General features: G+C 72.3%; 23 protein-coding genes. 19 read left to right on the forward strand and 4 right to left on the reverse strand.

Annotated elements, in window-relative coordinates; translation table 11 throughout:
- Positions 1–39 precede the first annotated feature (39 nt).
- Genes ctaD through DV20_RS09430 form a run of 3 tightly spaced genes read left to right on the forward strand, consistent with a single transcriptional unit; the run spans position 40 to position 2,283 of the window.
- The gene (gene ctaD, locus DV20_RS09420; protein WP_043778444.1) at positions 40–1,812 is read left to right on the forward strand and encodes an aa3-type cytochrome oxidase subunit I; all 1,773 of its coding nucleotides are present in this window, start codon (positions 40–42) and stop codon (positions 1,810–1,812) included.
- Positions 1,790–2,068, forward strand: a complete 279-nt coding sequence (locus DV20_RS09425; protein ID WP_043778447.1) for a hypothetical protein — start codon at positions 1,790–1,792, stop codon at positions 2,066–2,068. The genes ctaD and DV20_RS09425 overlap by 23 nt, the downstream gene beginning before the upstream one ends.
- Positions 2,056–2,283 carry a hypothetical protein gene (locus DV20_RS09430; protein WP_043778450.1) on the forward strand — a complete coding sequence of 76 codons (228 nt, stop codon included), beginning with the start codon at positions 2,056–2,058 and terminating at the stop codon, positions 2,281–2,283. The genes DV20_RS09425 and DV20_RS09430 overlap by 13 nt, the downstream gene beginning before the upstream one ends.
- A gap of 64 nt (positions 2,284–2,347) precedes the next feature.
- Here the strand turns inward: DV20_RS09430 and DV20_RS09435 are convergent, their stop codons facing one another.
- A complete protein-coding gene (locus DV20_RS09435; protein ID WP_043778452.1) occupies positions 2,348–3,190 on the reverse strand; it encodes an SDR family oxidoreductase in 843 nt (280 codons plus the stop codon).
- Between the two features lie 164 nt (positions 3,191–3,354).
- Here DV20_RS09435 and DV20_RS09440 point away from each other — a divergent pair, with 164 nt between their 5' ends.
- Both DV20_RS09440 and DV20_RS09445 read left to right on the forward strand, forming a co-directional pair.
- Positions 3,355–3,792 carry an Hsp20/alpha crystallin family protein gene (locus tag DV20_RS09440; RefSeq protein ID WP_043778454.1) on the forward strand — a complete coding sequence of 146 codons (438 nt, stop codon included), beginning with the start codon at positions 3,355–3,357 and terminating at the stop codon, positions 3,790–3,792.
- Positions 3,792–4,100, forward strand: a complete 309-nt coding sequence (locus DV20_RS09445) for a hypothetical protein (RefSeq protein WP_051735868.1) — start codon at positions 3,792–3,794, stop codon at positions 4,098–4,100. The genes DV20_RS09440 and DV20_RS09445 overlap by 1 nt, the downstream gene beginning before the upstream one ends.
- 258 nt (positions 4,101–4,358) lie before the next feature.
- Here the strand turns inward: DV20_RS09445 and DV20_RS09450 are convergent, their stop codons facing one another.
- Positions 4,359–5,576, reverse strand: coding sequence for a PP2C family protein-serine/threonine phosphatase (locus tag DV20_RS09450; protein WP_043778455.1), 1,218 nt, complete (start codon positions 5,574–5,576; stop codon positions 4,359–4,361).
- Positions 5,577–5,746: 170 nt separating this feature from the next.
- Between DV20_RS09450 and DV20_RS09455 the strand changes: the two genes are divergently transcribed.
- From DV20_RS09455 to DV20_RS09510, 11 genes are all read left to right on the forward strand, one after another.
- Positions 5,747–6,172, forward strand: a complete 426-nt coding sequence (locus DV20_RS09455) for a MarR family transcriptional regulator (protein WP_043778458.1) — start codon at positions 5,747–5,749, stop codon at positions 6,170–6,172.
- Positions 6,173–6,246: 74 nt separating this feature from the next.
- Positions 6,247–7,092, forward strand: a complete 846-nt coding sequence (locus DV20_RS09460; RefSeq protein WP_043778461.1) for an STAS domain-containing protein — start codon at positions 6,247–6,249, stop codon at positions 7,090–7,092.
- Positions 7,089–7,472: an STAS domain-containing protein gene (locus tag DV20_RS09465; RefSeq protein WP_043778462.1), complete on the forward strand. Its 384-nt coding sequence runs from the start codon at positions 7,089–7,091 to the stop codon at positions 7,470–7,472. The genes DV20_RS09460 and DV20_RS09465 overlap by 4 nt, the downstream gene beginning before the upstream one ends.
- Positions 7,462–7,884, forward strand: a complete 423-nt coding sequence (locus tag DV20_RS09470) for an ATP-binding protein (protein WP_043778464.1) — start codon at positions 7,462–7,464, stop codon at positions 7,882–7,884. Before DV20_RS09465 ends, DV20_RS09470 begins: the two co-directional genes overlap by 11 nt.
- The gene (locus DV20_RS09475; RefSeq protein WP_043778466.1) at positions 7,881–8,873 is read left to right on the forward strand and encodes an ATP-binding protein; all 993 of its coding nucleotides are present in this window, start codon (positions 7,881–7,883) and stop codon (positions 8,871–8,873) included. Before DV20_RS09470 ends, DV20_RS09475 begins: the two co-directional genes overlap by 4 nt.
- Entirely contained in the window at positions 8,873–10,072 is a 1,200-nt protein-coding gene (locus DV20_RS09480) for a PP2C family protein-serine/threonine phosphatase (protein WP_043778467.1), read from the forward strand. The genes DV20_RS09475 and DV20_RS09480 overlap by 1 nt, the downstream gene beginning before the upstream one ends.
- A gap of 64 nt (positions 10,073–10,136) precedes the next feature.
- Positions 10,137–10,847 carry an alpha/beta fold hydrolase gene (locus DV20_RS09485; protein WP_051735869.1) on the forward strand — a complete coding sequence of 237 codons (711 nt, stop codon included), beginning with the start codon at positions 10,137–10,139 and terminating at the stop codon, positions 10,845–10,847.
- Between the two features lie 55 nt (positions 10,848–10,902).
- Positions 10,903–12,042 carry a zinc-dependent alcohol dehydrogenase gene (locus DV20_RS09490; RefSeq protein WP_235190762.1) on the forward strand — a complete coding sequence of 380 codons (1,140 nt, stop codon included), beginning with the start codon at positions 10,903–10,905 and terminating at the stop codon, positions 12,040–12,042.
- 13 nt (positions 12,043–12,055) lie between these two features.
- Positions 12,056–12,631 (forward strand): hypothetical protein, encoded by a 576-nt coding sequence (locus DV20_RS09495; RefSeq protein WP_043778469.1) that lies wholly within the window; start codon positions 12,056–12,058, stop codon positions 12,629–12,631.
- Between the two features lie 207 nt (positions 12,632–12,838).
- Positions 12,839–14,470, forward strand: a complete 1,632-nt coding sequence (gene qcrB, locus DV20_RS09505) for a cytochrome bc1 complex cytochrome b subunit (RefSeq protein ID WP_043778471.1) — start codon at positions 12,839–12,841, stop codon at positions 14,468–14,470.
- Entirely contained in the window at positions 14,467–14,928 is a 462-nt protein-coding gene (locus DV20_RS09510; protein WP_043778472.1) for a hypothetical protein, read from the forward strand. Before qcrB ends, DV20_RS09510 begins: the two co-directional genes overlap by 4 nt.
- 55 nt (positions 14,929–14,983) lie before the next feature.
- Here DV20_RS09510 and DV20_RS09515 read toward each other — a convergent pair whose 3' ends face one another.
- Positions 14,984–15,760 (reverse strand): GntR family transcriptional regulator, encoded by a 777-nt coding sequence (locus DV20_RS09515; protein WP_043778473.1) that lies wholly within the window; start codon positions 15,758–15,760, stop codon positions 14,984–14,986.
- Positions 15,761–15,897: 137 nt separating this feature from the next.
- On the opposite strand from DV20_RS09515, the gene DV20_RS09520 reads away from it, so the two are divergent.
- The 3 genes from DV20_RS09520 to DV20_RS09530 all read left to right on the forward strand — a co-directional run bounded on the left by DV20_RS09520 (position 15,898) and on the right by DV20_RS09530 (position 18,924).
- A complete protein-coding gene (locus DV20_RS09520) occupies positions 15,898–16,767 on the forward strand; it encodes a Cgl0159 family (beta/alpha)8-fold protein (RefSeq protein ID WP_043778474.1) in 870 nt (289 codons plus the stop codon).
- A 41-nt stretch (positions 16,768–16,808) separates the two neighbouring features.
- On the forward strand, positions 16,809–18,293 hold the full coding sequence (locus DV20_RS09525; RefSeq protein WP_043778475.1) for a CoA-acylating methylmalonate-semialdehyde dehydrogenase: 1,485 nt from the start codon (positions 16,809–16,811) through the stop codon (positions 18,291–18,293).
- A 262-nt stretch (positions 18,294–18,555) separates the two neighbouring features.
- Entirely contained in the window at positions 18,556–18,924 is a 369-nt protein-coding gene (locus tag DV20_RS09530; protein WP_043778476.1) for a hypothetical protein, read from the forward strand.
- On the opposite strand, the gene DV20_RS09535 is transcribed toward DV20_RS09530, so the two are convergent.
- Entirely contained in the window at positions 18,921–19,496 is a 576-nt protein-coding gene (locus DV20_RS09535; protein ID WP_043778477.1) for a TetR/AcrR family transcriptional regulator, read from the reverse strand. The genes DV20_RS09530 and DV20_RS09535 overlap by 4 nt on opposite strands.
- Positions 19,497–19,683: the final 187 nt, after the last annotated feature.

The raw sequence follows: 19,683 nt of genomic DNA on the forward strand, positions 1-19,683 counted from the left end.
GGACCAGTCGTTTCCCCGGCCACAACAGGTGGGAGTCCGATGACCGACACGGTGACGCGCCCGGTTCCGATCGCCCACCGGCCGGTGTGGCGGGGGCGGCGCGGCGCGACGATCCTCAAGACCATCCGCACCACCGACCACAAGACGATCGGCGTGCTCTACCTGACGACGTCGTTCGCGTTCTTCCTGATCGGCGGCCTGACGGCGCTGCTCATGCGGGGCGAGCTGGCCCGGCCCGGCCTGCAGTTCCTCTCCCCGGAGCAGTACAACCAGCTGTTCACCATGCACGGCACGATCATGCTGCTGCTCTACGCCACCCCGAACCTGTTCGGGTTCGCCAACTTCGTGCTGCCCCTGCAGATCGGCTCCCCGGACGTCGCGTTCCCCCGGCTCAACGCGTTCTCCTACTGGCTGTACCTGTTCGGCGGCCTGGTCGTCCTCTCCGCCTACGCCACCCCGGGCGGGCCGCCCGACTTCGGCTGGACCGCCTACACCCCGCTGTCCAACGCCATCCACTCCCCCGGCGTCGGCGGGGACCTGTGGATCGCCGGGCTCATCGTCACCGGCCTCGGCACCATCCTCGGCGCCGTCAACATGATCACCACCATCGTGTGCCTGCGCTGTCCCGGGATGCTCATGTGGCGCATGCCGATCTTCACCTGGAACATCCTGTTCACCTCGGTGCTGATCCTGCTCGCCTTCCCGATCCTCACCGCCGCGCTGTTCGGGCTCATGGCCGACCGGCACCTCGGCGCACACGTGTTCGACCCCGAAAACGGCGGCGCCATCCTCTGGCAGCACCTCTTCTGGTTCTTCGGCCACCCCGAGGTCTACGTCGTCGCCCTGCCCTACTTCGGGATCGTCACCGAAATCATCCCCGTCTTCAGCCGGAAACCCCTGTTCGGCTACAAGACCATGGTGTTCGCCACGATCGGCATCACCGCGCTCTCGGTGGCCGTGTGGGCGCACCACATGTTCGCCACCGGCGCGGTGCTGCTGCCGTTCTTCTCCTTCATGACGTTCCTCATCGCCGTGCCGACCGGGATCAAGTTCTTCAACTGGATCGGCACGATGTGGAAGGGGCAGCTGACGTTCGAGTCGCCGATGCTGTGGTCGGTCGGCTTCCTCGTCACGTTCCTGCTCGGCGGCCTGACCGGGATCATCCTCGCGTCGCCACCGCTGGACTTCCACGTGCACGACAGCTACTTCGTCGTCGCGCACTTCCACTACGTGCTCTTCGGCACGATCGTGTTCGCGACCTTCGCCGGCATCTACTTCTGGTTCCCGAAGATCACCGGCCGGATGCTCGACGAGGGACTGGCGAAGTGGCACTTCTGGACGACGTTCATCGGCTTCCACACGACGTTCCTCATCCAGCACTGGCTCGGCGACGCCGGCATGCCGCGCCGCTACGCCGACTACCTCTCCAGCGACAACTTCACCTGGATGCACATGGTGTCCACGATCGGCGCGTTCCTGCTCGGGTTGTCGGTGCTGCCGTTCATCTGGAACGTGTTCAAGAGCTACCGCTACGGCGAACCCATCGACGTCGACGACCCGTGGGGCTACGGCAACTCGCTCGAATGGGCGACCACCAGCCCGCCGCCGCGGCACAACTTCCTCGAGCTGCCCCGCATCCGCTCCGAACGTCCCGCGTTCGAGCTGCACTACCCCCACATGGTCGAACGGATGCGCGCCGAAGGCCACATCACCCGCGGGCACCCCGACGGCAAGGCGTCGCCGTTCGAGGTCGCCGCGGGTGCCACCCAGCCCGACGAGCAGGGCGAAAGTGACGACCCCCGCGGCCGCTGACGCGGGCCGGCCGCTGACGGCGGCGGAACGGCGGCGGCTGCGCGGGATCGAGCGAGGCCTGCGCAGCGGCGCCCGGGGACGGCTGCTGCTGTGCCTGGGTCTGGACGCCGTCGCGCTGGCGTTGCTGGCCGCCGGGATCTTCCTGGCGCTGCCGTGGCTGTTCGCCGGGTGCGTCGCCGGCCAGCTCGCCGTCTGCCTGCACCTGGACCGGACCGGCCGGCTCCACCGAACGAGAGGAAACCCATGGCCGAGGTGACCGTCGACGACCTGCGCGGGCTGCTCGACTCCGACGTGCCGGATCCGGTGCTGGTCCTGACCGGCGGCCGGCTGGTGGTCGAGCCCTCCGGGGACCGGACCGCGGGGGCGAGCGAGGTGATCACCCGCGGCGACCTGCGCCGGCAGCTGGACGACCGCGCCCTGGACCTGATCGCCGCGACCCTCACCACGACGATCGTCCAGCGCGGGGGCTGAGCGCGGGAAAGCCGCCGGAGCTCGTGGCCCCGGCGGCTTTTCCGTCGGCTTTCCCGCCGGCGGGTCAGAGGATCGGCGCGCCGCCCGTCACCGCGACGCGCGCCCCGGAGACGTAACTGCCGTCGTCCGAAGCCAGCAGCACGTACACCGGCGCGAGCTCGGCGGGCTGGCCGGCGCGGCCCAGCGGCACCTGCTCGCCGAAGGACTTCACCTGCTCCTCCGGCATGGTGGACGGGATCAGCGGCGTCCAGATCGGCCCCGGCGCGACGCTGTTGACCCGGATGCCCTTCGGCCCCAGCATCTGCGCCAGCGCCGCGCACATGTTCGCGATGCCGGCCTTCGTCACGTCGTAGGGCAGCAGCTGCGGGGTCGGGTTGTCGGAGTTGACCGACGAGCTGCCGATGATCGACGCCCCCGGCTCCATGTGCGGCACGGCCGCCTTGGCGAGGTGGAAGAACGCGCTCAGGTTGATGGCGAGGGTGCGGTCCCACTCCTCGTCCGGGATTTCGGCCAGGGTCTCGTGGCTCATCTGGAAGGCGGCGTTGTTCACCAGGACGTCGATCCGGCCGAACTCCTCGACCGTGCGGGCGACCAGGGCCCGGCAGTGCGCCGGGTCGGCGACGTCCCCGGGCACGACGACGGCCTTGCGCCCGGCTTCCTCGACCCAGCGCCGCGTCTCTTCGGCGTCTTCGTGCTCGTTCAGGTAGGAGATCAGCACGTCGGCGCCTTCGCGCGCGTACGCGATCGCCACGGCGCGGCCGATCCCGCTGTCCGCCCCGGTGATCAGCGCCGCCTTGCCGGTCAGCTTGCCGGAACCGCGGTAGGTGTGCTCGCCGTGGTCGGGCCGCGGCGTCATCGCGGCGGTCGTCCCGGGCGGGGTCTGCTGCTGGGCGGGCTGCTCGGACACAGTGACTCCTCCGATACGGAAATGACCTTTCCGTGCCGTGTTCCCGATGGAGGGCGGCTCACACTGTCATCTTGATGACGACTTTCCACTTGTCATCATTTGGATGACATGCTAGAACAGTAGTGCGTGTTGACACCCATCGTCGAGCCAGAAGGAGGACACCGATGTTGATGCGCACCGACCCGTTCCGTGAGCTGGACCGCTTCACCCAGCAGGTCCTCGGCACCGCCGGAACCTGGTCGAAGCCGGCCGCGATGCCGATGGACGCCTACCGCGCCGGCGACGAGTTCGTGGTCTGCTTCGACCTGCCGGGCGTTTCCCCGGACGCCATCGAGCTCGACATCGAGCGCAACGTGCTGACGGTCAAGGCCGAGCGCCGTCCGCTCCCCGGCGGGGACAACGTGGAGATGCAGGTTTCCGAGCGGCCGCTGGGCGTCTTCTCGCGCCAGCTGTTCCTCGGCGACACCCTCGACACCGACCACATTTCCGCCGACTACGAGGCCGGCGTGCTGACCCTGCGCATCCCGGTCGCCGAGAAGGCCAAGCCGCGGCGCATCGAGATCAGCGGCACCCAGTCCGACCGCAAGGAAATCCAGGCCTGATGAACGACCAGGCCCGCGCCGCGGCGGAGAGGATCTTCGCCGCGGCGGCGGAACTCGGCACCACGCGCCAGGAGGCGATCCTCGTGACCCGGGCGGTCCACGCGGTCAAGAAGGGCCGCCCGACCGAGGTCGCGCTCACCGACACCCCGCAACACAGGCGGCGCAAGCTGGCCCACGTGGTCGGCTGCGAACTGTGGGACCCGGCCCTCGACGCGGACGACGTCCTAGCGGCGGTCACCAGCGCGGGCCGCACGGCACCACGAGAGCGCCGGACACCACGCGAGCACCAGACCTCGGTGGCCGCCTGACCCGCACGCCGGCCGGGTCTGGGTCAGCAGCGCCCGGCCACCGCCGAACCGGCCCGGGCGGCGGCCGCCTGATCCACGCGCACCGGAATTGTCGGTGGTCACCGGTAGCGTGGAAAACGGGGGGCGCCCCCGCGGCCGGGCCCACCTTCGAAGCGGGGCGGCCCACCCCAAGCGACCCAGCCCACTGCCCTGCGGCCGGCCCACCTCCCAAGCGACTCACCCCGCAAGGCGACCCACTCAACGGCCGCCCGCTCAGCCCTACCCCGCCCCGCCGGCCCGCCGCACGCTCATCGCCGGCCCCTTCCCGGTCCCGGACAACGGCGTCGACCCGAACCAGTCCAGGCACACCACCATCGCGTCGTCCTCGGCCTGGCTGCCGTGGCGGCGGGTCGACAGCTCCCGCAGCATCGCGCCCGGTACGTGCGCCGCCGGCAGCTCCGCCGTCGCCGTCACCGCGTCGGCGAGCTCGCGGTCTCCGTACAGGTCGCCGTGCGGGCCGAGCGCGTTGTACACGCCGTCGCTGACGAAGACGAACCGGTCGCCGTCCGCCGCCTGGAAGCTCTCGAGCGTGTAGATCGTTCCGTCGAACGTTCCCAGCGGGAGCTGCTCGTCGAACAGGATGCGCTCGGCCTTGCCGTCGCGCAGCCGCCACAGCCGCGGCGAACCCGCGTCGACCACCGTCACCGCACCGGTACCCAGGTCGAACTCCAGCAGCAGCGCGGCCACGTGCTCGGCGCCGCGGTAGTGCGCGTACAGCGCCTGGTCGGCGAGCTCGGCCTGCGCGTCGAGCGGGATGCCGGCGCGCCGGGCGTTGCGCAGCGCGTTCACCGCGAGGTTGGTCAGCAGCGCCGCCTCGCTGCCCTCCCCCATGCCGTTGATCAGCGTGACCGCGAGCTTCCGCGCCGACGCCGACCAGTCGAAGCAGTCGCCGTAGATGGCGTAGGCGGGCTCCAGCTGGCCCCCGAGCGCGAACTCGGCGCGGGTGCAGGCGCGCCCGGGCAGCAGCTGCCACTGCATCTCCGCGGCCAGCGTCAGCCGCGAAGACCGCCGCGCCTGGATGTACAGATCGGTGTCCCGGTCGGCGACGAACAGCTCGTGGGCCACCGCTTCGGCGAACCGCTCGAGTTCGGCCCACACCTGCGGCTCGGGTTCCCGCGGCAGGGTGACGGCCAGGACGCCGAGCCGGTCGCCGCGGACGCTGACCGGCAGGTACCCGGTGACGCGGTCACCCTCGCGGGTGAACGCGGCGGCTTGGGCGAGGAACGCCGACCCGGGGGTCGTGCCGTCGACCGGGATCGGCTCCGTCGTGTAGGGCTGCTCGCCCACCTGGCACAGCTCCGTCAAGGCGTAGTCGGCCATGAGCAGCTCGACCGCTTCGGCGCCGAAGTGTTCGCGCAGGCCCGAGCGCAGCGCACGGGGCAGGTCGTGCGGTGGTACGTCACGGAGGAGACGCTCCACCGCCAGGGATCTGTCCAACGCCTGCCTCCTGCTCACGTGCCCGTGCCGGTCCTGTCGAGTCTGCGCCGCTCCGGCGCGCCGGTCCACGGCGAGTCGCGTGAGCTGTGCTGCCGGTTCAGCATAGGGATGCCAGAGTGGACGCCGTGGATCGATCCCGCGAGCAGCCCGGCCCGGACGGGACGGCTGCCGTGTCCGACCTCGCCCGGCTCCTCGAGTCGGTGGTCGAGAGCGAGCGGGACGTGTCGCCGCGCCCGCTGTCGGTGTCGCAGCTGCGCGCGGTCGTCGCACTGGATCGGCACGACGGGGTCAACCTGCGGCAGCTGGCCGAGCAGCTGGGCTCGACGCCGCCGCTGGTCAGCAGGCTCTGCGACCGGCTGGAGGCGGTCGGCTTCCTCGAACGCCTGCCCAGCGCGCGCAGCCGGCGGGAGCTGACGCTGCGGCTGTCCGACCGCGGCCGGGCCTACCTCCAGGACCTGCGGGCCCGCCGCCGGGACCGCCTCGAGGCGCTGCTGACCAAGATGAGCCCCGGGGGCCGGGCGGCACTGGCCGCCGGGCTGAAGGAGTACCGTGCCCTCGCCGCGGCGGCGGGCGACCCCCCGGATTTGCATCACTGACACCACTATTGTTATATGGCAATACTTAGGTCGGCGTACAGCAGAGCGCGCCCCGGACTCCGGAGGAGGAGTGGGTGCTGCGCACGGATGACAGCCAGGTCCGCACGGTCCTGGTGCGCATGCTGGAGGAGGACCGGACCGCGCTGGCCCGTGACTGGGCCGGGCAGGAACCGCACGACGGCGACCGGAGCGAAGCCGTCGAGCTGCTGCAAGCCCTCAGCGACGCGCTGGGCGGCACGCTCCCGGTGTCCCGGATCGTCGACCAGGACGCGGCGGTGCGGGACGCGCTGACGTCGCTGTCGGAGCGCCGGGCCCGCGCGGGCGCCCAGCCGTCGGCCACCGCCATGGCGATCCTCGCGCTCAAGCGCACGATGCTGAGCGCCATCGAGCGGCACACCGACGATTCCGCGCTGCGCTACCGGGCCGCGCTGCTGGTCAACGAGCTGCTCGACAGCGCCGGCGTGCTCACGTTCGAGGTGTACTGCGCCGGCCGGGAACGGATCATCCGCGAGCAGCACAGCCAGATGCTCGAGCTGTCCACCCCCGTGGTGCGGTTGTGGCGGCACGTCCTCGCGGCCCCTCTGATCGGCACCCTCGACAGCGCGCGGACCCAGGTCGTGATGAACAGCCTCCTGGAGGCGATCCAGGCGAACGAGGCCCGGGTCGCGATCATCGACATCACCGGCGTCCCGACGGTCGACACCGCGGTGGCGCAGCACCTGCTGCAGACCGTCAGCGCGGTCCGGCTGATGGGCGCCGAATGCGTGATCAGCGGCATCCGGCCGTCGATCGCCCAGACCATCACCCAGCTCGGCATCGACCTGTCCCACATCGTCACCCGTGGCTCGCTGGCCGACGCGCTGGCGACCGCCATGCAGCTGCTCGGCGACAGCGGCCGGCCGGGCCCGGTGGCCGGGTGAGCGCCGGCCTGCCGATCCTGCGGCTCGGGGACATCCTGCTCGGCGGGCTGCTGAGCGACCTCGACGACAAGACCGCCCTCGCCTTCACCGACGAGCTCACCCACCGGATCGCCGACGAGCACATCCGCGGCGTCATCGTCGACATCTCCCGGCTGGAGATCATCGACTCGTTCGTCGCCCGCGTGCTCATGCAGCTGGCGGAAACCGGGCGGCTGCTCGGCGCGCGGATGATCGTGGCGGGGATGCGCCCGGCCGTCGCGCTGACCCTGACCGAGCTCGGGCTCCAGCTCACCGGCGTCCGGACCGCCCTCAACGCGGAACAGGCGATGGAGCAGCTGGGCTGGCGCCGTCCCGCCGAAGAAGCGCCCCATGCTTCCTGACGAGCGGACCATCCCCTCCGGCGAGCACCCCGTCCGGGTGGAGGAGGACCTCCTCGCGGCCCGGCACGCGGTGCGGGCGGCCGCGGTCGCCGCCGGGTTCACGATCGTCGACCAGACGAAGATCGTCACCGCGGCCAGCGAGCTGGTCCGCAACGCCTACATCCACGGCGGGGGCGGCGCCATGACCGTCGAGCCCGTGCGGGACCCGGCGGGGCGGCTCGGGCTCCGGCTGCGGGTGCGCGACGAGGGGCCCGGGATCGCCGACGTCGAGCAGGCGATGACCGACGGGTTCAGCACCGGCGCCGGGCTCGGGCACGGCCTCGGCGGCACCCGGCGGCTGGTCGACGAGTTCGACCTCGAGACCACACCGGGGCGGGGCACCACCGTCACGGTCGTGCGCTGGAAGCGATGACCGCCACCGTCGCCGGCCTGACGCGCCACATCCGCGTCGACCACTCCAGCGCGGGGTACGCCGCCGCCCGCGTCGCGCGCGAAACCGCGCACGCGGCCGGGCTCGCGGGCGAGCCCGCCGACCGCGCCGCGGTGGTGGCCGCCGAGCTCGCCGGCAACATCGACAAGCACGCCGGCGGCGGCTCCGTGTTCGTGCAGCCGTCGCTCACCGGGCGCGGTGTCGACGTGCTGGCCGCCGACGACGGACCCGGCATGGCCGACCTCGACCACTGGCTGGTCGACGGCAACACGACGACCGCCACCCTGGGCACCGGCCTCGGCGCGGTGCGGCGGATGGCGACCGAGTTCCGGATCACGTCCTCGCCCGCGGCCGGCACCCTGGCCGCCGCCCGCCTGCTCGCCCCCGCCGCGCCACCGGCCCGCCGCGCGATCGGGCACTTCCGCCTGGCCCGCGACGGCGAGGAGCACTGCGGGGACGCCGTGGCGCTGGCCGACGTCGCCGGCAGCCGGACCGCCGTCGTCGCCGACGGGCTCGGCCACGGACCCGACGCCGCCGAAGCGGCGGAGGCCGCTCTGCGCGTGTTCGGCGAGAACCCCGACCGGCCGCTGTCCCACCAGCTGACGAACATGCACCGCGCGCTGCGCACGACCCGCGGCGCGGCGGTCGCCCTGCTGCGGATCGCGCCGCGGCGGCTGGAGTTCTGCGGCGTCGGCAACGTGAGCGGCGCGAGCCTCGGCGGCGGCCCGTCCCGGCTGCTGCTCAGCACCCCCGGCATCGTCGGGTTCACGTTGCCGTCGGCCCCGGTCCGGCACCTGGCGCTGGCCGACGACGACGTCGTCGTGCTGCACACCGACGGCGTCGGCACCGGCTGGCGCGTCCCCGGCCGGGCCCCCGACCTGCTGCTGCTCGCCGCGGACCTCGCCTACCGGCACCGGAACGCCCGCGACGACGCCGCGATGCTCGCCCTGCGCGCGGACCGGTCCACCTGATGCGCCCCGACCTGGCGCGGATCCGGCGGCGCCTCCGCACCGCCTGCACCCAGGCCGGCGTGCTCGCCGACGACCGCGGGCGGCTGGTCCTCGCCGTCACGCTGCTGGCCGAACCCGCCCTGACCGCGGGCGAGACCGTGGACGTCGCGACGGCGGCTTCGGACCGGCGGCTCGCCGTCACGGTGCAGCTGGAGCACGCGGTGAGCCAGGGCAGCCGCGACGCCCTGCCGCTGCTGCCCGAGCGCGGCGACGGCCGGACGCTGACCTGGCACCTCGCCGGCGGCCGGCCCACGGCCCCGGCCGCCGCCGACGACGACCGGGCGACGCGCGAGGAGATGCTGGCGCTGGTGGCCCGCGCCGACACCCTCGCCAACGAGCAGCGGGACCTCAAGCACGAGCTCGCCGAGACCAACAGCGGCGTGCTCGCGATGTACGTCGAGCTGGAACAGCGGGACGAGCAGCTCCGCCGCGCGCACGCGGCCATCTTCCGGGAGCTGGAGGACGCGCTGCGTCCGCGTCCGCCGGTGGTGCCGGGCCTGGAGCTGGCCGTCCACTACTCGCCGACCGACCAGGACTCCCCGACCGGCGGCGACCTCTACGACTGGTTCGTCCTGCCCGGCGGCCAGGTCCACGTGACCCTGGTCGACGCGGTCGGCCACGGCGTCACCTCGACCCGGCACGCCCTGACCGTCACGCACGCGATCCGCACCCTCGCGCTGGAGGGCCACCCGTTCCCGGACCTGATCGCCCACGCGTCCCACACGCTCGCGGCGATCGAGCCGGGCCTGATGGCGACGGTCCTGCTGGCCCGGGTGGACCCGGCGACGGGCCGCACCCGCTTCGCGAACGGCGGCCACCCGGAGCCGGTGCTGGTCGAGGCGGGCGAGCCGGCCCGGCTGCTGCCCGCCCCGGTGCCGGGCCGCGGGGTCGGCTTCCCCGACCCGGGCAGCCGCGAGCTGGTCGAGGTGGTCCTCGCCGAGGGCGACACGGTGCTGCTCTACACGGACGGCCTGGTGGAGAGCCGCAAGGACATCGACGAAGGCCAGGCCCGGCTGCTGACGCTGGCGGGGGCCCACCGCACGTGGCCGGTGGCGGGCCTGCCCCGCGAGCTGGTGACCCGCATGCACGACGTGGTCCTGCACGCCGACGACACGGTGGTCCTGGCCCTCCGCCGGACACCGGCGCCGCCCGAGGCGTAGCTTTCACGTGAGAGCTGCGCCTCGCGCCGGTGTGCGTTCGCCGTCCGGGGGTACTCCGCCCCGGGTGCACACCTCGATCTCCGCCGGCCCGCTGCGGGTCCTCTCCGCCGGCACCGGACGCCCGGGCCGTCCCCCGGTCGTCCTCCTGCCGGGCCTCGGGGCGCCCGGCTACCTCGTCGACACCCTGCACGGCTGCGCCGCGGTCACGCGCGCCCACCTCCTCGACGTCCCCGGCTTCGGCCGGCCGGGCCCCCTCGCCTGCGCGCCGGACATCGACGCGATCGCGGGCACCGTCGCCGGCTGGCTGGACCGGCCCTCCGTCCTCTTCGGACACTCGACGGCCGCGCAGGTCGCCCTCAGGGTGGCGGTGCGGCGCCCGGACCTCGTCCGGGCGCTCGTGCTCGCCGGGCCCACGTTCCCGCCGGAGCTGCGCCGCCTCGGCCCCCTGGCGGCGGCGTTCCTGGCCGACGTGGTCCACGAATCGCCGTCCGCGCTGCCGGGCACGGTCCCGCACTACCTGCGGGCCGGCCCGCGGCGGCTGCTGCGGATGATCCGCTCGGCCCAGCGGGACGCACCGGAGCGGGCCATGCCGCTGCTGCGCTGCCCCGTCCTCGTCGTCCGCGGCCGCCGGGACACGCTGAGTCCCGAACCCTGGGCCCGGTCGCTGGCGGCCGCGGCGCGCGGCGAGTTCGTCACCGTCCCGGGCGCGCACACGTTCCCCGCCCGCGCCGGCGGCGCGACCTCGGCGTTGATCACGGAGTTCGCCCAGGGTTAGCCGCGGTGGGCCCGGGTATGCCGACGACCCGTCGGAAGGAGGCCCTGTGCGTGCGATGGTGTACCGCGGTCCGTACAAGATCCGCGTCGAAGAGAAGGACGTCCCCGCGATCGAGCACCCCGGTGACGCGATCGTCCGGGTGACGCTGGCCGCGATCTGCGGTTCGGACCTGCACCTGTACCACGGCATGATGCCGGACACCCGCGTCGGCATGACCTTCGGGCACGAGTTCATCGGCGTGGTCGAGGAAGTCGGCTCCGGCGTGCGGAACCTCAAGCGCGGCGACCGCGTCATGGTGCCCTTCAACGTCTACTGCGGCACGTGCTGGTTCTGCGCGCGGGGCCTGTACTCCAACTGCCACAACGTCAACCCGAACGCCACCGCCGTCGGCGGCATCTACGGCTACTCCCACACCTGCGGCGGCTACGACGGCGGCCAGGCCGAGTTCGTCCGGGTCCCGTTCGCCGACGTCGGGCCGTCGGTGATCCCGGACTGGCTGGACGACGAGGACGCCGTCCTGCTCACCGACGCGCTCGCCACCGGCTACTTCGGCGCCCAGCTCGGCGGAATCGTCGAAGGCGACGTCGTCGTGGTGTTCGGCGCCGGACCGGTCGGCCTGTTCGCGGCGAAGTCGGCGTGGCTGATGGGCGCGGGCCGGGTGATCGTCATCGACCACCTGGAGAACCGCCTCGAGAAAGCGCGTACTTTCGCCCACGCCGAGACGTACAACTTCACCGAGTACGACGACATCGTCGTGCACCTGAAGAAGCTGACCGGCCACCTCGGCGCCGACGTCGCCATCGACGCGGTGGGCGCGGAGGCCGACGGCAACCTCACCCAGCACGTCACCTCGGCCAAGCTGAAGCTGCAGGGCGGCTCGCCGGTGGCGCTCAACTGGTGCATCGACGGCGTCCGCAAGGGCGGCACGGTCTCGGTGATGGGCGCCTACGGCCCGATGTTCAGCGCGGTCAAGTTCGGCGACGCCCTCAACAAGGGCCTGACGCTGCGGATGAACCAGTGCCCGGTGAAGCGGCAGTGGCCGCGGCTGTTCGAGCACATCCGCAACGGCTACCTCAAGCCCAGCGACATCGTCACCCACCGCATCCCGCTGGAACACATCGCCGAGGGCTACCACATCTTCTCCGCCAAGCTGGACGGCTGCATCAAACCGCTGATCGTCCCGAACGCCGGCTGAGGAAGGAACCACCATGACGTACACGTCGGAGCGGCCGCCGATCGCCGAGTCGAGCGGGAGCCTGCGCGCGCGGATCCCCGGCTGGGGCGCGGACCTGGACCCGAAGGACCGGCCGTCGGTGCCGAAGCTGCAGTGGCAGGAGGACAAGAGCGGCGCCCACTGGGACTTCCCCGAGCGGCAGCCGGAGAAGTGGCCGCGGGAGCGCTCGATCGAGCACGAGTTCCTGACCCCGGTGTTCGGGACGTCGTGCCCGCCGAAAGGCCTTTCCGGCGCGCTGCGCAAGTTCTCGTACCGGAAGTACAGCGAAGGGCGGGCCGCGCACTGGCTGCTCCTGCTGGCCGCCGACCGGGTGGACGCGTGGGAGAGCCACCTGCGTTCGTTCGCGACGCTGCGCCCGGACAACCCGGTCACCGAGACGGGGGTGCTGAGCGAGTTCACCCGGCACGGCTTCTCGTCGCGGGTGGGCAAGAACCGCGCGGACGTCAAGCACCACCTGGTGGACCCGGTCATCGTGGCGGGTCCCTGGGTGCTGGCGGCGGGGCTGGCGTACTCGGCGGTCCGGAAGGTGCTGCGGTGGCGCCGCCGCTGATCGGACGGCTCGCGGCGGCGGGGCTCCTCGCGCTCGCCGTCGCGGCCTGTGCCCCGGCGGACCGGCCCGCACCCGCGCCCGGGAAGGCGCACGGGGTCGCCGTGGAGGGAAAGCTCACCACGCAGGCGGGAGTCCGGGAAGAAAAGGGGTTGTCGCCGGCAAGCCCGGGTACGCACGGCTGACGGTCACCGACTTCCGGGAGAGGCCATGAGCCCCAGCCACGTTCCCGCCCCCACCCGCGGGCCGGGCCGCGCCACCCGCGCGGCAGGAGCGGTGGCCGGCGCCGCCGACGAGCGGGTGCACGCGGCCGGCGGCCTGCGCCGCCAGTTCAACAAGGTCTTCCCGACCCACTGGTCGTTCCTGCTCGGCGAAGTGGCGCTGTACAGCTTCCTGGTCCTGCTCCTGAGCGGGGTGTACCTGACGCTGTTCTTCGACCCCTCGATGCAGGAGGTCGTGTACCAGGGCACCTACCCGGGCCTGCGCGGTGTCCCCATGTCGCGGGCGTTCGCGACCACCCTCGACCTGTCGTTCGAGGTCCGCGGCGGGCTCTTCGTGCGCCAGTTGCACCACTGGGCGGCGTTGATCTTCGTCGCCGCCATGATGGTGCACATGCTCCGGATCTTCTTCACCGGAGCCTTCCGCCGTCCCCGCGAAGCGAACTGGGTGATCGGGGCGCTGCTGCTCATCCTCGGCATGTTCGAAGGGTTCTTCGGCTACTCCCTGCCCGACGACCTGCTCTCGGGCACCGGCATCCGCGCGACGCTGTCCGGGATCGTGCTGTCCCTGCCCGTGATCGGGACGTGGCTGCACTGGGCGCTGTTCGGCGGCGAATTCCCCGGCGACGTCATCATCCCCCGGCTCTACACCATCCACATCCTGCTGCTGCCCGGGATCATGCTCGCGCTCGTCGGCGCGCACCTCGCCCTGGTCTGGTACCAGAAGCACACGCAGTTCCCCGGCGTCCGGCGGAAGGAGACCAACGTCGTCGGCGTCCGGATCCTGCCGGTGTTCGCGCTGAAGGGCGGCGCGTTCTTCGCGCTCGTCACCGGGATCCTGGCGCTGATGTCCGGGCTGTTCCAGATCAACCCGGTGTGGAAGTTCGGCCCGTACGACCCGTCGAAGGTGTCCGCCGGTTCCCAGCCCGACTGGTACATGGGGTTCGCCGACGGCCTGCTGCGCGTCTACCCGCCGTGGGAGCTGTTCCCCGGCGACCACACCATCCCGCAGCCGTTCTTCGCCGGCGTCATCGGCCTGACCGTGCTGTTCGTGCCGCTGCTCGCCTACCCGTGGATCGAACGCAGGCTGTCCGGCGACACCGCCCACCACAACCTCGTCCAGCGCCCCCGCGACGTCCCGGTGCGCACGAGCATCGGCATGATGGCGCTCGCCCTCTACGGCGTGCTGACGCTGTCGTCGTTCAACGACATCATCGCGCTGGAGTTCGACATCTCGCTCAACGCCACCACCTGGGCGGGACGCATCGGGCTGCTGGTCGCCCCGCCCGTCGCGTACGTGCTCACCTACCGCATCTGCCTCGCCCTGCAGCGGTCGGACCGCGAGGTGCTCGAACACGGCGTCGAAACGGGCATCATCACCCGGTCGCCGGACGGCACTTACCTCGAGATCCACCAGCCGCTCGACGGCAAGGCGCTGGCCTACCAAGGAGCGTCCGTGCCGAAGAAGCCGAACAAGCTCGGCGCCGCCGGGCACGCGGTCCCGGGCAGCCTGCTGCGCCCCGACCCGCCCGAGGAGACCGCGGCCCTGGAAGCGGCGGCCCGGCAGGGAAAGCTCGGCCAAGGCCTCGGCGGCGAACCGCGAGAAGGGCAGGGCCGGCCGTGACCGGCGCGGCGATACCGTCCCGCTGGCAGATCGACATCCTGGTCTACGAGGAGGAGTACTCCTATCCCGTGCTGCTCCTGCAGCCGGGCCGCCCGGAGGACCACCGGCGGCTGCTCGGTCTCCTGGCCCGTGCGGGACTGGCGGCCGCGACGACGTGGGAGTGGCAGCACGGCTTCTGGCCGCTGGCGGCGGGGTGCGAGGTCGCGCTGGCGGAGGGGCCGGCGGCGGTGACGGTGCACGTCGGCGGGCACAGCCTCACGGTCGGCTTCGAGTTCGCGGAGCCGCCCCCGCCCTGGCTCGCGGCCGCCCGCCGCCAGCGGCAGGTGCTGTTCGTGCTGCTGCCGCCGCGCCCGCACGCGGCCGACGACGCCTTGATCATCGACGACGTGAGCAGGCTGGTCCTGCCGGCCGAGCGCGGCGGCTGCCTCGTGGGGGCGATCCCGCTGGCCGGGCACTGACACCCTGCCCTGCTTCGTGCGGCCGCGCCCAGGCGAACCGGTCTTGCGCTCTTGCCTACTGCGGCCCGTTGGTCAGCGAAAGGTTGAACGTGTAGCGGGACGCCCGGTACACGTGCCACCCGTACTCGACCACCCGGCCGGTGTCGTCGTAGGTCGTGCGCCGCATCGTGAGCAGCGCCGCCCCGGGCTCCTCCTGGAGCAGTTCCGCGTCCTCTTCGGTCGCGAGCCGGGCGCCGATGTTCTGCTCGGCCGCGTGCAGCCGCACCCCCGCCGACCGCAGGAGCTGGTAGAGCCCGCGTTCGCGCAGCTCGTCGTCGCCGGGGTCGACGAGGCCGTCGGGCAGGTAGTTGTTCATCAGGGCGAGCGGTTCGCCGTCGGCCGACCGGAGCCGCTTGAGCCGCCGGACGTGCGTCAGCCCGGGGGCCTCCAGCAGCTCGGCCACGTCGGCGCCGGCCTCCTCGACCCGGTTGACCAGCACGGCCGACTCCGGCTTGCCGCCCAGCCCGGCGAGGTCGTCGAACAGGCTGCTCAGCCGCAGCGGCCGGGCGACCTTCGTGCGGACGACCTGCGTGCCGACCCCGCGCCGCCGCACGAGCAGACCCTGGTTGACCAGCGTCTGGATCGCCTGCCGGATCGTCGGCCGCGACAGGCGCAGGCGCGCGGCGAGGTCGACCTCGTTGTCCAGCCGCGCCCCCGCCGGCAGCCTGCCGTCCTCGATCGCGGCGTGCAGCTGCCGGGACACCTGGAAGTACAGCGGCTCGGGGCTGCCCGGGTCCAGGACGATCTCGCGCCCCGCGTCCCAGGCCGGGAAGGTGACGTCCGGCTTGCTCATCCACGGATCCTACCGCCCCCGGGCCACCTGTTGGGATGACGTGTTGTCCATATGTCTTGACAAACTTCAAGCCCGCTGGAATCGTCGACGCCAGGGACACGAAGGCCGTGCCCCGGAGACCGGCGGGGAGCGGAACTGTGACCGACGTGCTGCGGCGCATCGTCGCCCAACGCGTGCACGACCCGGAAGCGATCGCCGAGGCGGCCGCGCACCGCGTCCGGGCCGAGTCGCCCTTCAACGCCCGGGGCCGCACGATGATCATCGCGGCGGACCACCCCGCCCGCGGTGCGAACGCGGTGGGCGGCAACCCATCGGCGATGGCCGACCGCGGTGAGCTGCTGGAGCGGCTGTGCCTGGCCCTGGAGCGCCCGGGGGTCACCGGTGTCCTGGCGACCGCGGACGTCGTCGACGACCTGCTGCTGCTCGGCGTGCTGGACGGCAAGACGGTGATCGGGTCGATGAACCGCACCGGGCTGGCCGGCTCGAGTTTCGAGATCGACGATCGCTTCGCCTGCTACGACGCGGAAACGATCGAGCGGATGCGCTTCGACGGCGGCAAGGCGCTGACCCGGATCTGCCTGGACGACCCGGCCACGCCGGGCGTCCTGGAGAACACCGCGAAGGCGATCAACGATCTGGCCGGCCGCCGACTGATCGCGATGGTCGAGCCGTTCCTGTCGACGTGGGCCGACGGGCGCCTGCAGAACGACCTCTCCCCCGACGCGGTCATCAGGTCCATCACGATCGCGGCCGGTCTCGGCCACTCGTCGGCCTACACCTGGCTCAAGCTGCCCGTGGTGGAGGAGATGGAGCGCGTGCTGGCGGCCTCGACCCTGCCGGCCGTCCTGCTCGGCGGTGAGGTCAAGGATCCGGACGCGGCCTTCGCCGCCTGGCAGCAGGCCCTGACCCAGCCGACGGTGCAGGGCTTGGTGGTCGGCCGGTCGCTGCTCTACCCCCACGACGGAGACGTCGCCAAGGCCGTCGACACCGCGGTGGGCCTGCTGTGAACCCGCACCACCGTCCCGGCGCCACTACCCGGAGGAACACCGTGAACACCATCGAGCACTGGATCAACGGCACGGCCACCTCGGCGGGCTCGACCCGTACGGCGCCGGTCCACGACCCCGCCACCGGGCAGCGGCAGGCGTCGGTGCTGCTGGCCGAATCGTCCGATGTGGACACCGCGGTCGCGGCCGCGGACAAGGCGTTCGAGGCCTGGGGCGATTCCTCGCTGTCCCAGCGCACCAAGGTGCTGTTCGCCTTCCGCGAGCTGCTCGTGCGGCACGAAGACGAGCTGGCGCGGATCATTTCCGCCGAGCACGGCAAGGTCATCGAGGACGCCCGCGGCGAGATCGTCCGCGGCCGCGAAGTCGTCGAGTACGCCTGCGGCATCGCCGACGCGCTGAAGGGCGGCTTCTCCGACCAGGTCTCCCGCGACGTCGACGTCCACGACTTCCGCCAGCCCCTGGGCGTGGTCGCCGGCATCACCCCGTTCAACTTCCCGATCATGGTGCCGCTGTGGATGCACCCGATCGCCATCGCCACCGGCAACACGTTCGTCCTCAAGCCCAGCGAACGCGACCCCTCGGCCTCGAACTACGTCGCCCGGCTGTACGCCGAAGCCGGCCTGCCCGACGGCGTCTTCAACGTCGTCCACGGCGACAAGACCGCCGTCGACGCGATCCTCGACCACCCCGGCATCGCGGCGGTGTCGTTCGTCGGCTCCACCCCGATCGCCAAGTACGTCCACGAGCGCGGCACCGCGGCCGGCAAACGCGTCCAGGCCCTGGGCGGCGCGAAGAACCACGCGGTGGTCCTGCCCGACGCCGACCTCGAATACGCCGCCGACCACCTGACCGCCGCCGCGTTCGGCTCCGCCGGCCAGCGCTGCATGGCGGTTTCCGTCGGCGTCGCGGTCGGCTCGGCCGGCGACAAGCTGGTGGAGATCCTCGAACGCACGGCCCACGAGGTGAAGGTCGGCCCCGGCACGGACCCGGCCAGCGACATGGGCCCGGTCGTCAGCGAAGCCGCCCGCGAGCGCGTGGTCCGCTCCATCGCCCGAGGCGCGGAACAGGGCGCGAAGGTCATCGTCGACGGCCGCGGCTTGACCGTCGAAGGCCACGAGGAAGGCTTCTTCGTCGGCCCGTCCCTGCTCGACGGCGTCACCCCCGAAATGGACGCCTACCGCGAGGAGATCTTCGGCCCGGTCCTGGCGATCGTCCGCGCGCAGACACTCGACGAGGCGATCGCCGTGATCAACGCCAACCCGTACGGCAACGGCACCGCCGTCTTCACAGCCAGCGGCGAAGCGGCCCGCAAGTTCCAGCGCGAAGTGAAGGTCGGCATGATCGGCGTCAACGTCCCGATCCCGGTCCCGATGTCGTACTACTCCTTCGGCGGCTGGAAGGACTCCCTCATCGGCGACAGCCCCATCCACGGCCCGGCGGGCGTCCGCTTCTACACGCGCGCGAAGGTCGTCACCACCCGCTGGCCCCACACCGAGGCCGCCTTCACCTTCCCCACGTCCAGCTAGTGTCGCGGACCATGCCGTAGCCGCGCCGGCACCGGGAGCCCGGCCGCCCCCGCCCTCATCCATTTCACGCCTCGCCGATCTCTCGACCCCGCCCATTCCGCCCTACCGGGGCCGCGCCCACAGGTGCCGCGCCCTCCGCCGGCCCCTCAGCACCACGGGCCCCTCGGTCTTCGGCCGGGCGAGCGACCGAACCCCACTCACAACCGGAACATAGCTCTCCGTTTTCCGGTACGGTGGCGGCAACCACTCCGAGGAGGCTGCCGTGGGATTCCGAGGCCCGCTGCCGAAATCCGCGATCACCCGGGCCAACGCCTGCGTGGACACGCTCCGGACGTCACCGCGCTGGGGCCCGCTGGTCCGCCGCCACCTCACGCGGATCAGCTACACCGGGCGGCGGTCGGGGCGCACCTTCAGCACTCCGGTCGGCTACCGGCGGACCGGCGACGTCGTCACCATCCGCGTGATGATGCCCGACGCGAAGTCGTGGTGGCGCAACTTCACCGGCGACGGCGGCCCGGTCACCCTCGAACTCGACGGCGCCGGCCGCGCCGGCCACGCCGGTCACGCGGTCGCGCGGCGCGACGGAAAGGGCCGGGTCACCGTGACCGTCCGCCTCGACGGCGACGTCTAACCGGGCTGCGCGGCCATCCCGTGCCAGAGGAGGTCGGCGAGCTCCGCCGCGTCGCGCCGCCAGTCGCCGTCCGGGTCGAGCCACAGCAGGCCGCCCAGTCCTCGCATCACCAGGACCGGGGTCAGGCCCGGGCGGACCGTCCCGGCCGCCACGTTGGCTTCGAGCATCGCCGACACCGCGCCGAGCATGTCCTCGTACGCGTCGCCGGGCAGCTCGCCCCGGGCCGCCGTCGCCGTTCGCAGGGCGTCGGCCAGGCCCTTCTTCGTCATCATGTAGTGGGCGACGTGGTCGGTCACCCACACCCGGAGCGCTTCTTCCGGGGGGTGCTTGTCCAGCAGCACCGGCACGATCTCCACGATGTGCCGGACCTCCCGCCGGTAGACCGCCAGGATCAGGGCCTCCGGAGTCGGGAAGTGCCGGTAGACCGTGCCGACGCCGACCTCGGCCTGCTTGGCGATCGCGTTGAACGAGACCTCGCCCGTCTCGGCCAGCGACGCCGCCGCCGCGACGAGGATGCGCTCGTGGTTGCGCCGCGTGTCCGCGCGGCGGGGGCTGACCGATCCGGTCGTCATGGTTCCTCCCGGTGGTCGTGCCGTCCGCTGAATCTAGCCGAGCGCTGGAGCAACTCCGGCCTGACCGGTTCATTGCCAAGCGGATTGTAATCCGCTAGCCTCGCGGCGAGTGAAGCGGATGACTATCCGCTCCCCCTCGGCACCGCCCACCACACTGCCGGGCCGTCCGCCCGGCTCCGCGGAAAGA

The organism is Amycolatopsis rifamycinica, from assembly GCF_000695625.1.
GTDB lineage: Bacteria > Actinomycetota > Actinomycetes > Mycobacteriales > Pseudonocardiaceae > Amycolatopsis > Amycolatopsis rifamycinica.

Excerpts from the sequence above, each read along its gene's own strand:
- DV20_RS09480 (WP_043778467.1), top strand. The coding sequence starts at position 8,873 with ATGCGCCCCGACCTGGCGCGGATCCGGCGGCGCCTCCGCACCGCCTGC.
- qcrB (WP_043778471.1), top strand. The coding sequence starts at position 12,839 with ATGAGCCCCAGCCACGTTCCCGCCCCCACCCGCGGGCCGGGCCGCGCC.
- DV20_RS09440 (WP_043778454.1), top strand. The coding sequence starts at position 3,355 with ATGTTGATGCGCACCGACCCGTTCCGTGAGCTGGACCGCTTCACCCAG.
- DV20_RS09430 (WP_043778450.1), top strand. The coding sequence starts at position 2,056 with ATGGCCGAGGTGACCGTCGACGACCTGCGCGGGCTGCTCGACTCCGAC.
- DV20_RS09475 (WP_043778466.1), top strand. The coding sequence starts at position 7,881 with ATGACCGCCACCGTCGCCGGCCTGACGCGCCACATCCGCGTCGACCAC.
- DV20_RS09495 (WP_043778469.1), top strand. The coding sequence starts at position 12,056 with ATGACGTACACGTCGGAGCGGCCGCCGATCGCCGAGTCGAGCGGGAGC.
- ctaD (WP_043778444.1), top strand. The coding sequence starts at position 40 with ATGACCGACACGGTGACGCGCCCGGTTCCGATCGCCCACCGGCCGGTG.
- DV20_RS09490 (WP_235190762.1), top strand. The coding sequence starts at position 10,903 with ATGGTGTACCGCGGTCCGTACAAGATCCGCGTCGAAGAGAAGGACGTC.
- DV20_RS09535 (WP_043778477.1), bottom strand. The coding sequence starts at position 19,496 with ATGACGACCGGATCGGTCAGCCCCCGCCGCGCGGACACGCGGCGCAAC.
- DV20_RS09470 (WP_043778464.1), top strand. The coding sequence starts at position 7,462 with ATGCTTCCTGACGAGCGGACCATCCCCTCCGGCGAGCACCCCGTCCGG.
- DV20_RS09445 (WP_051735868.1), top strand. The coding sequence starts at position 3,792 with ATGAACGACCAGGCCCGCGCCGCGGCGGAGAGGATCTTCGCCGCGGCG.
- DV20_RS09515 (WP_043778473.1), bottom strand. The coding sequence starts at position 15,760 with ATGAGCAAGCCGGACGTCACCTTCCCGGCCTGGGACGCGGGGCGCGAG.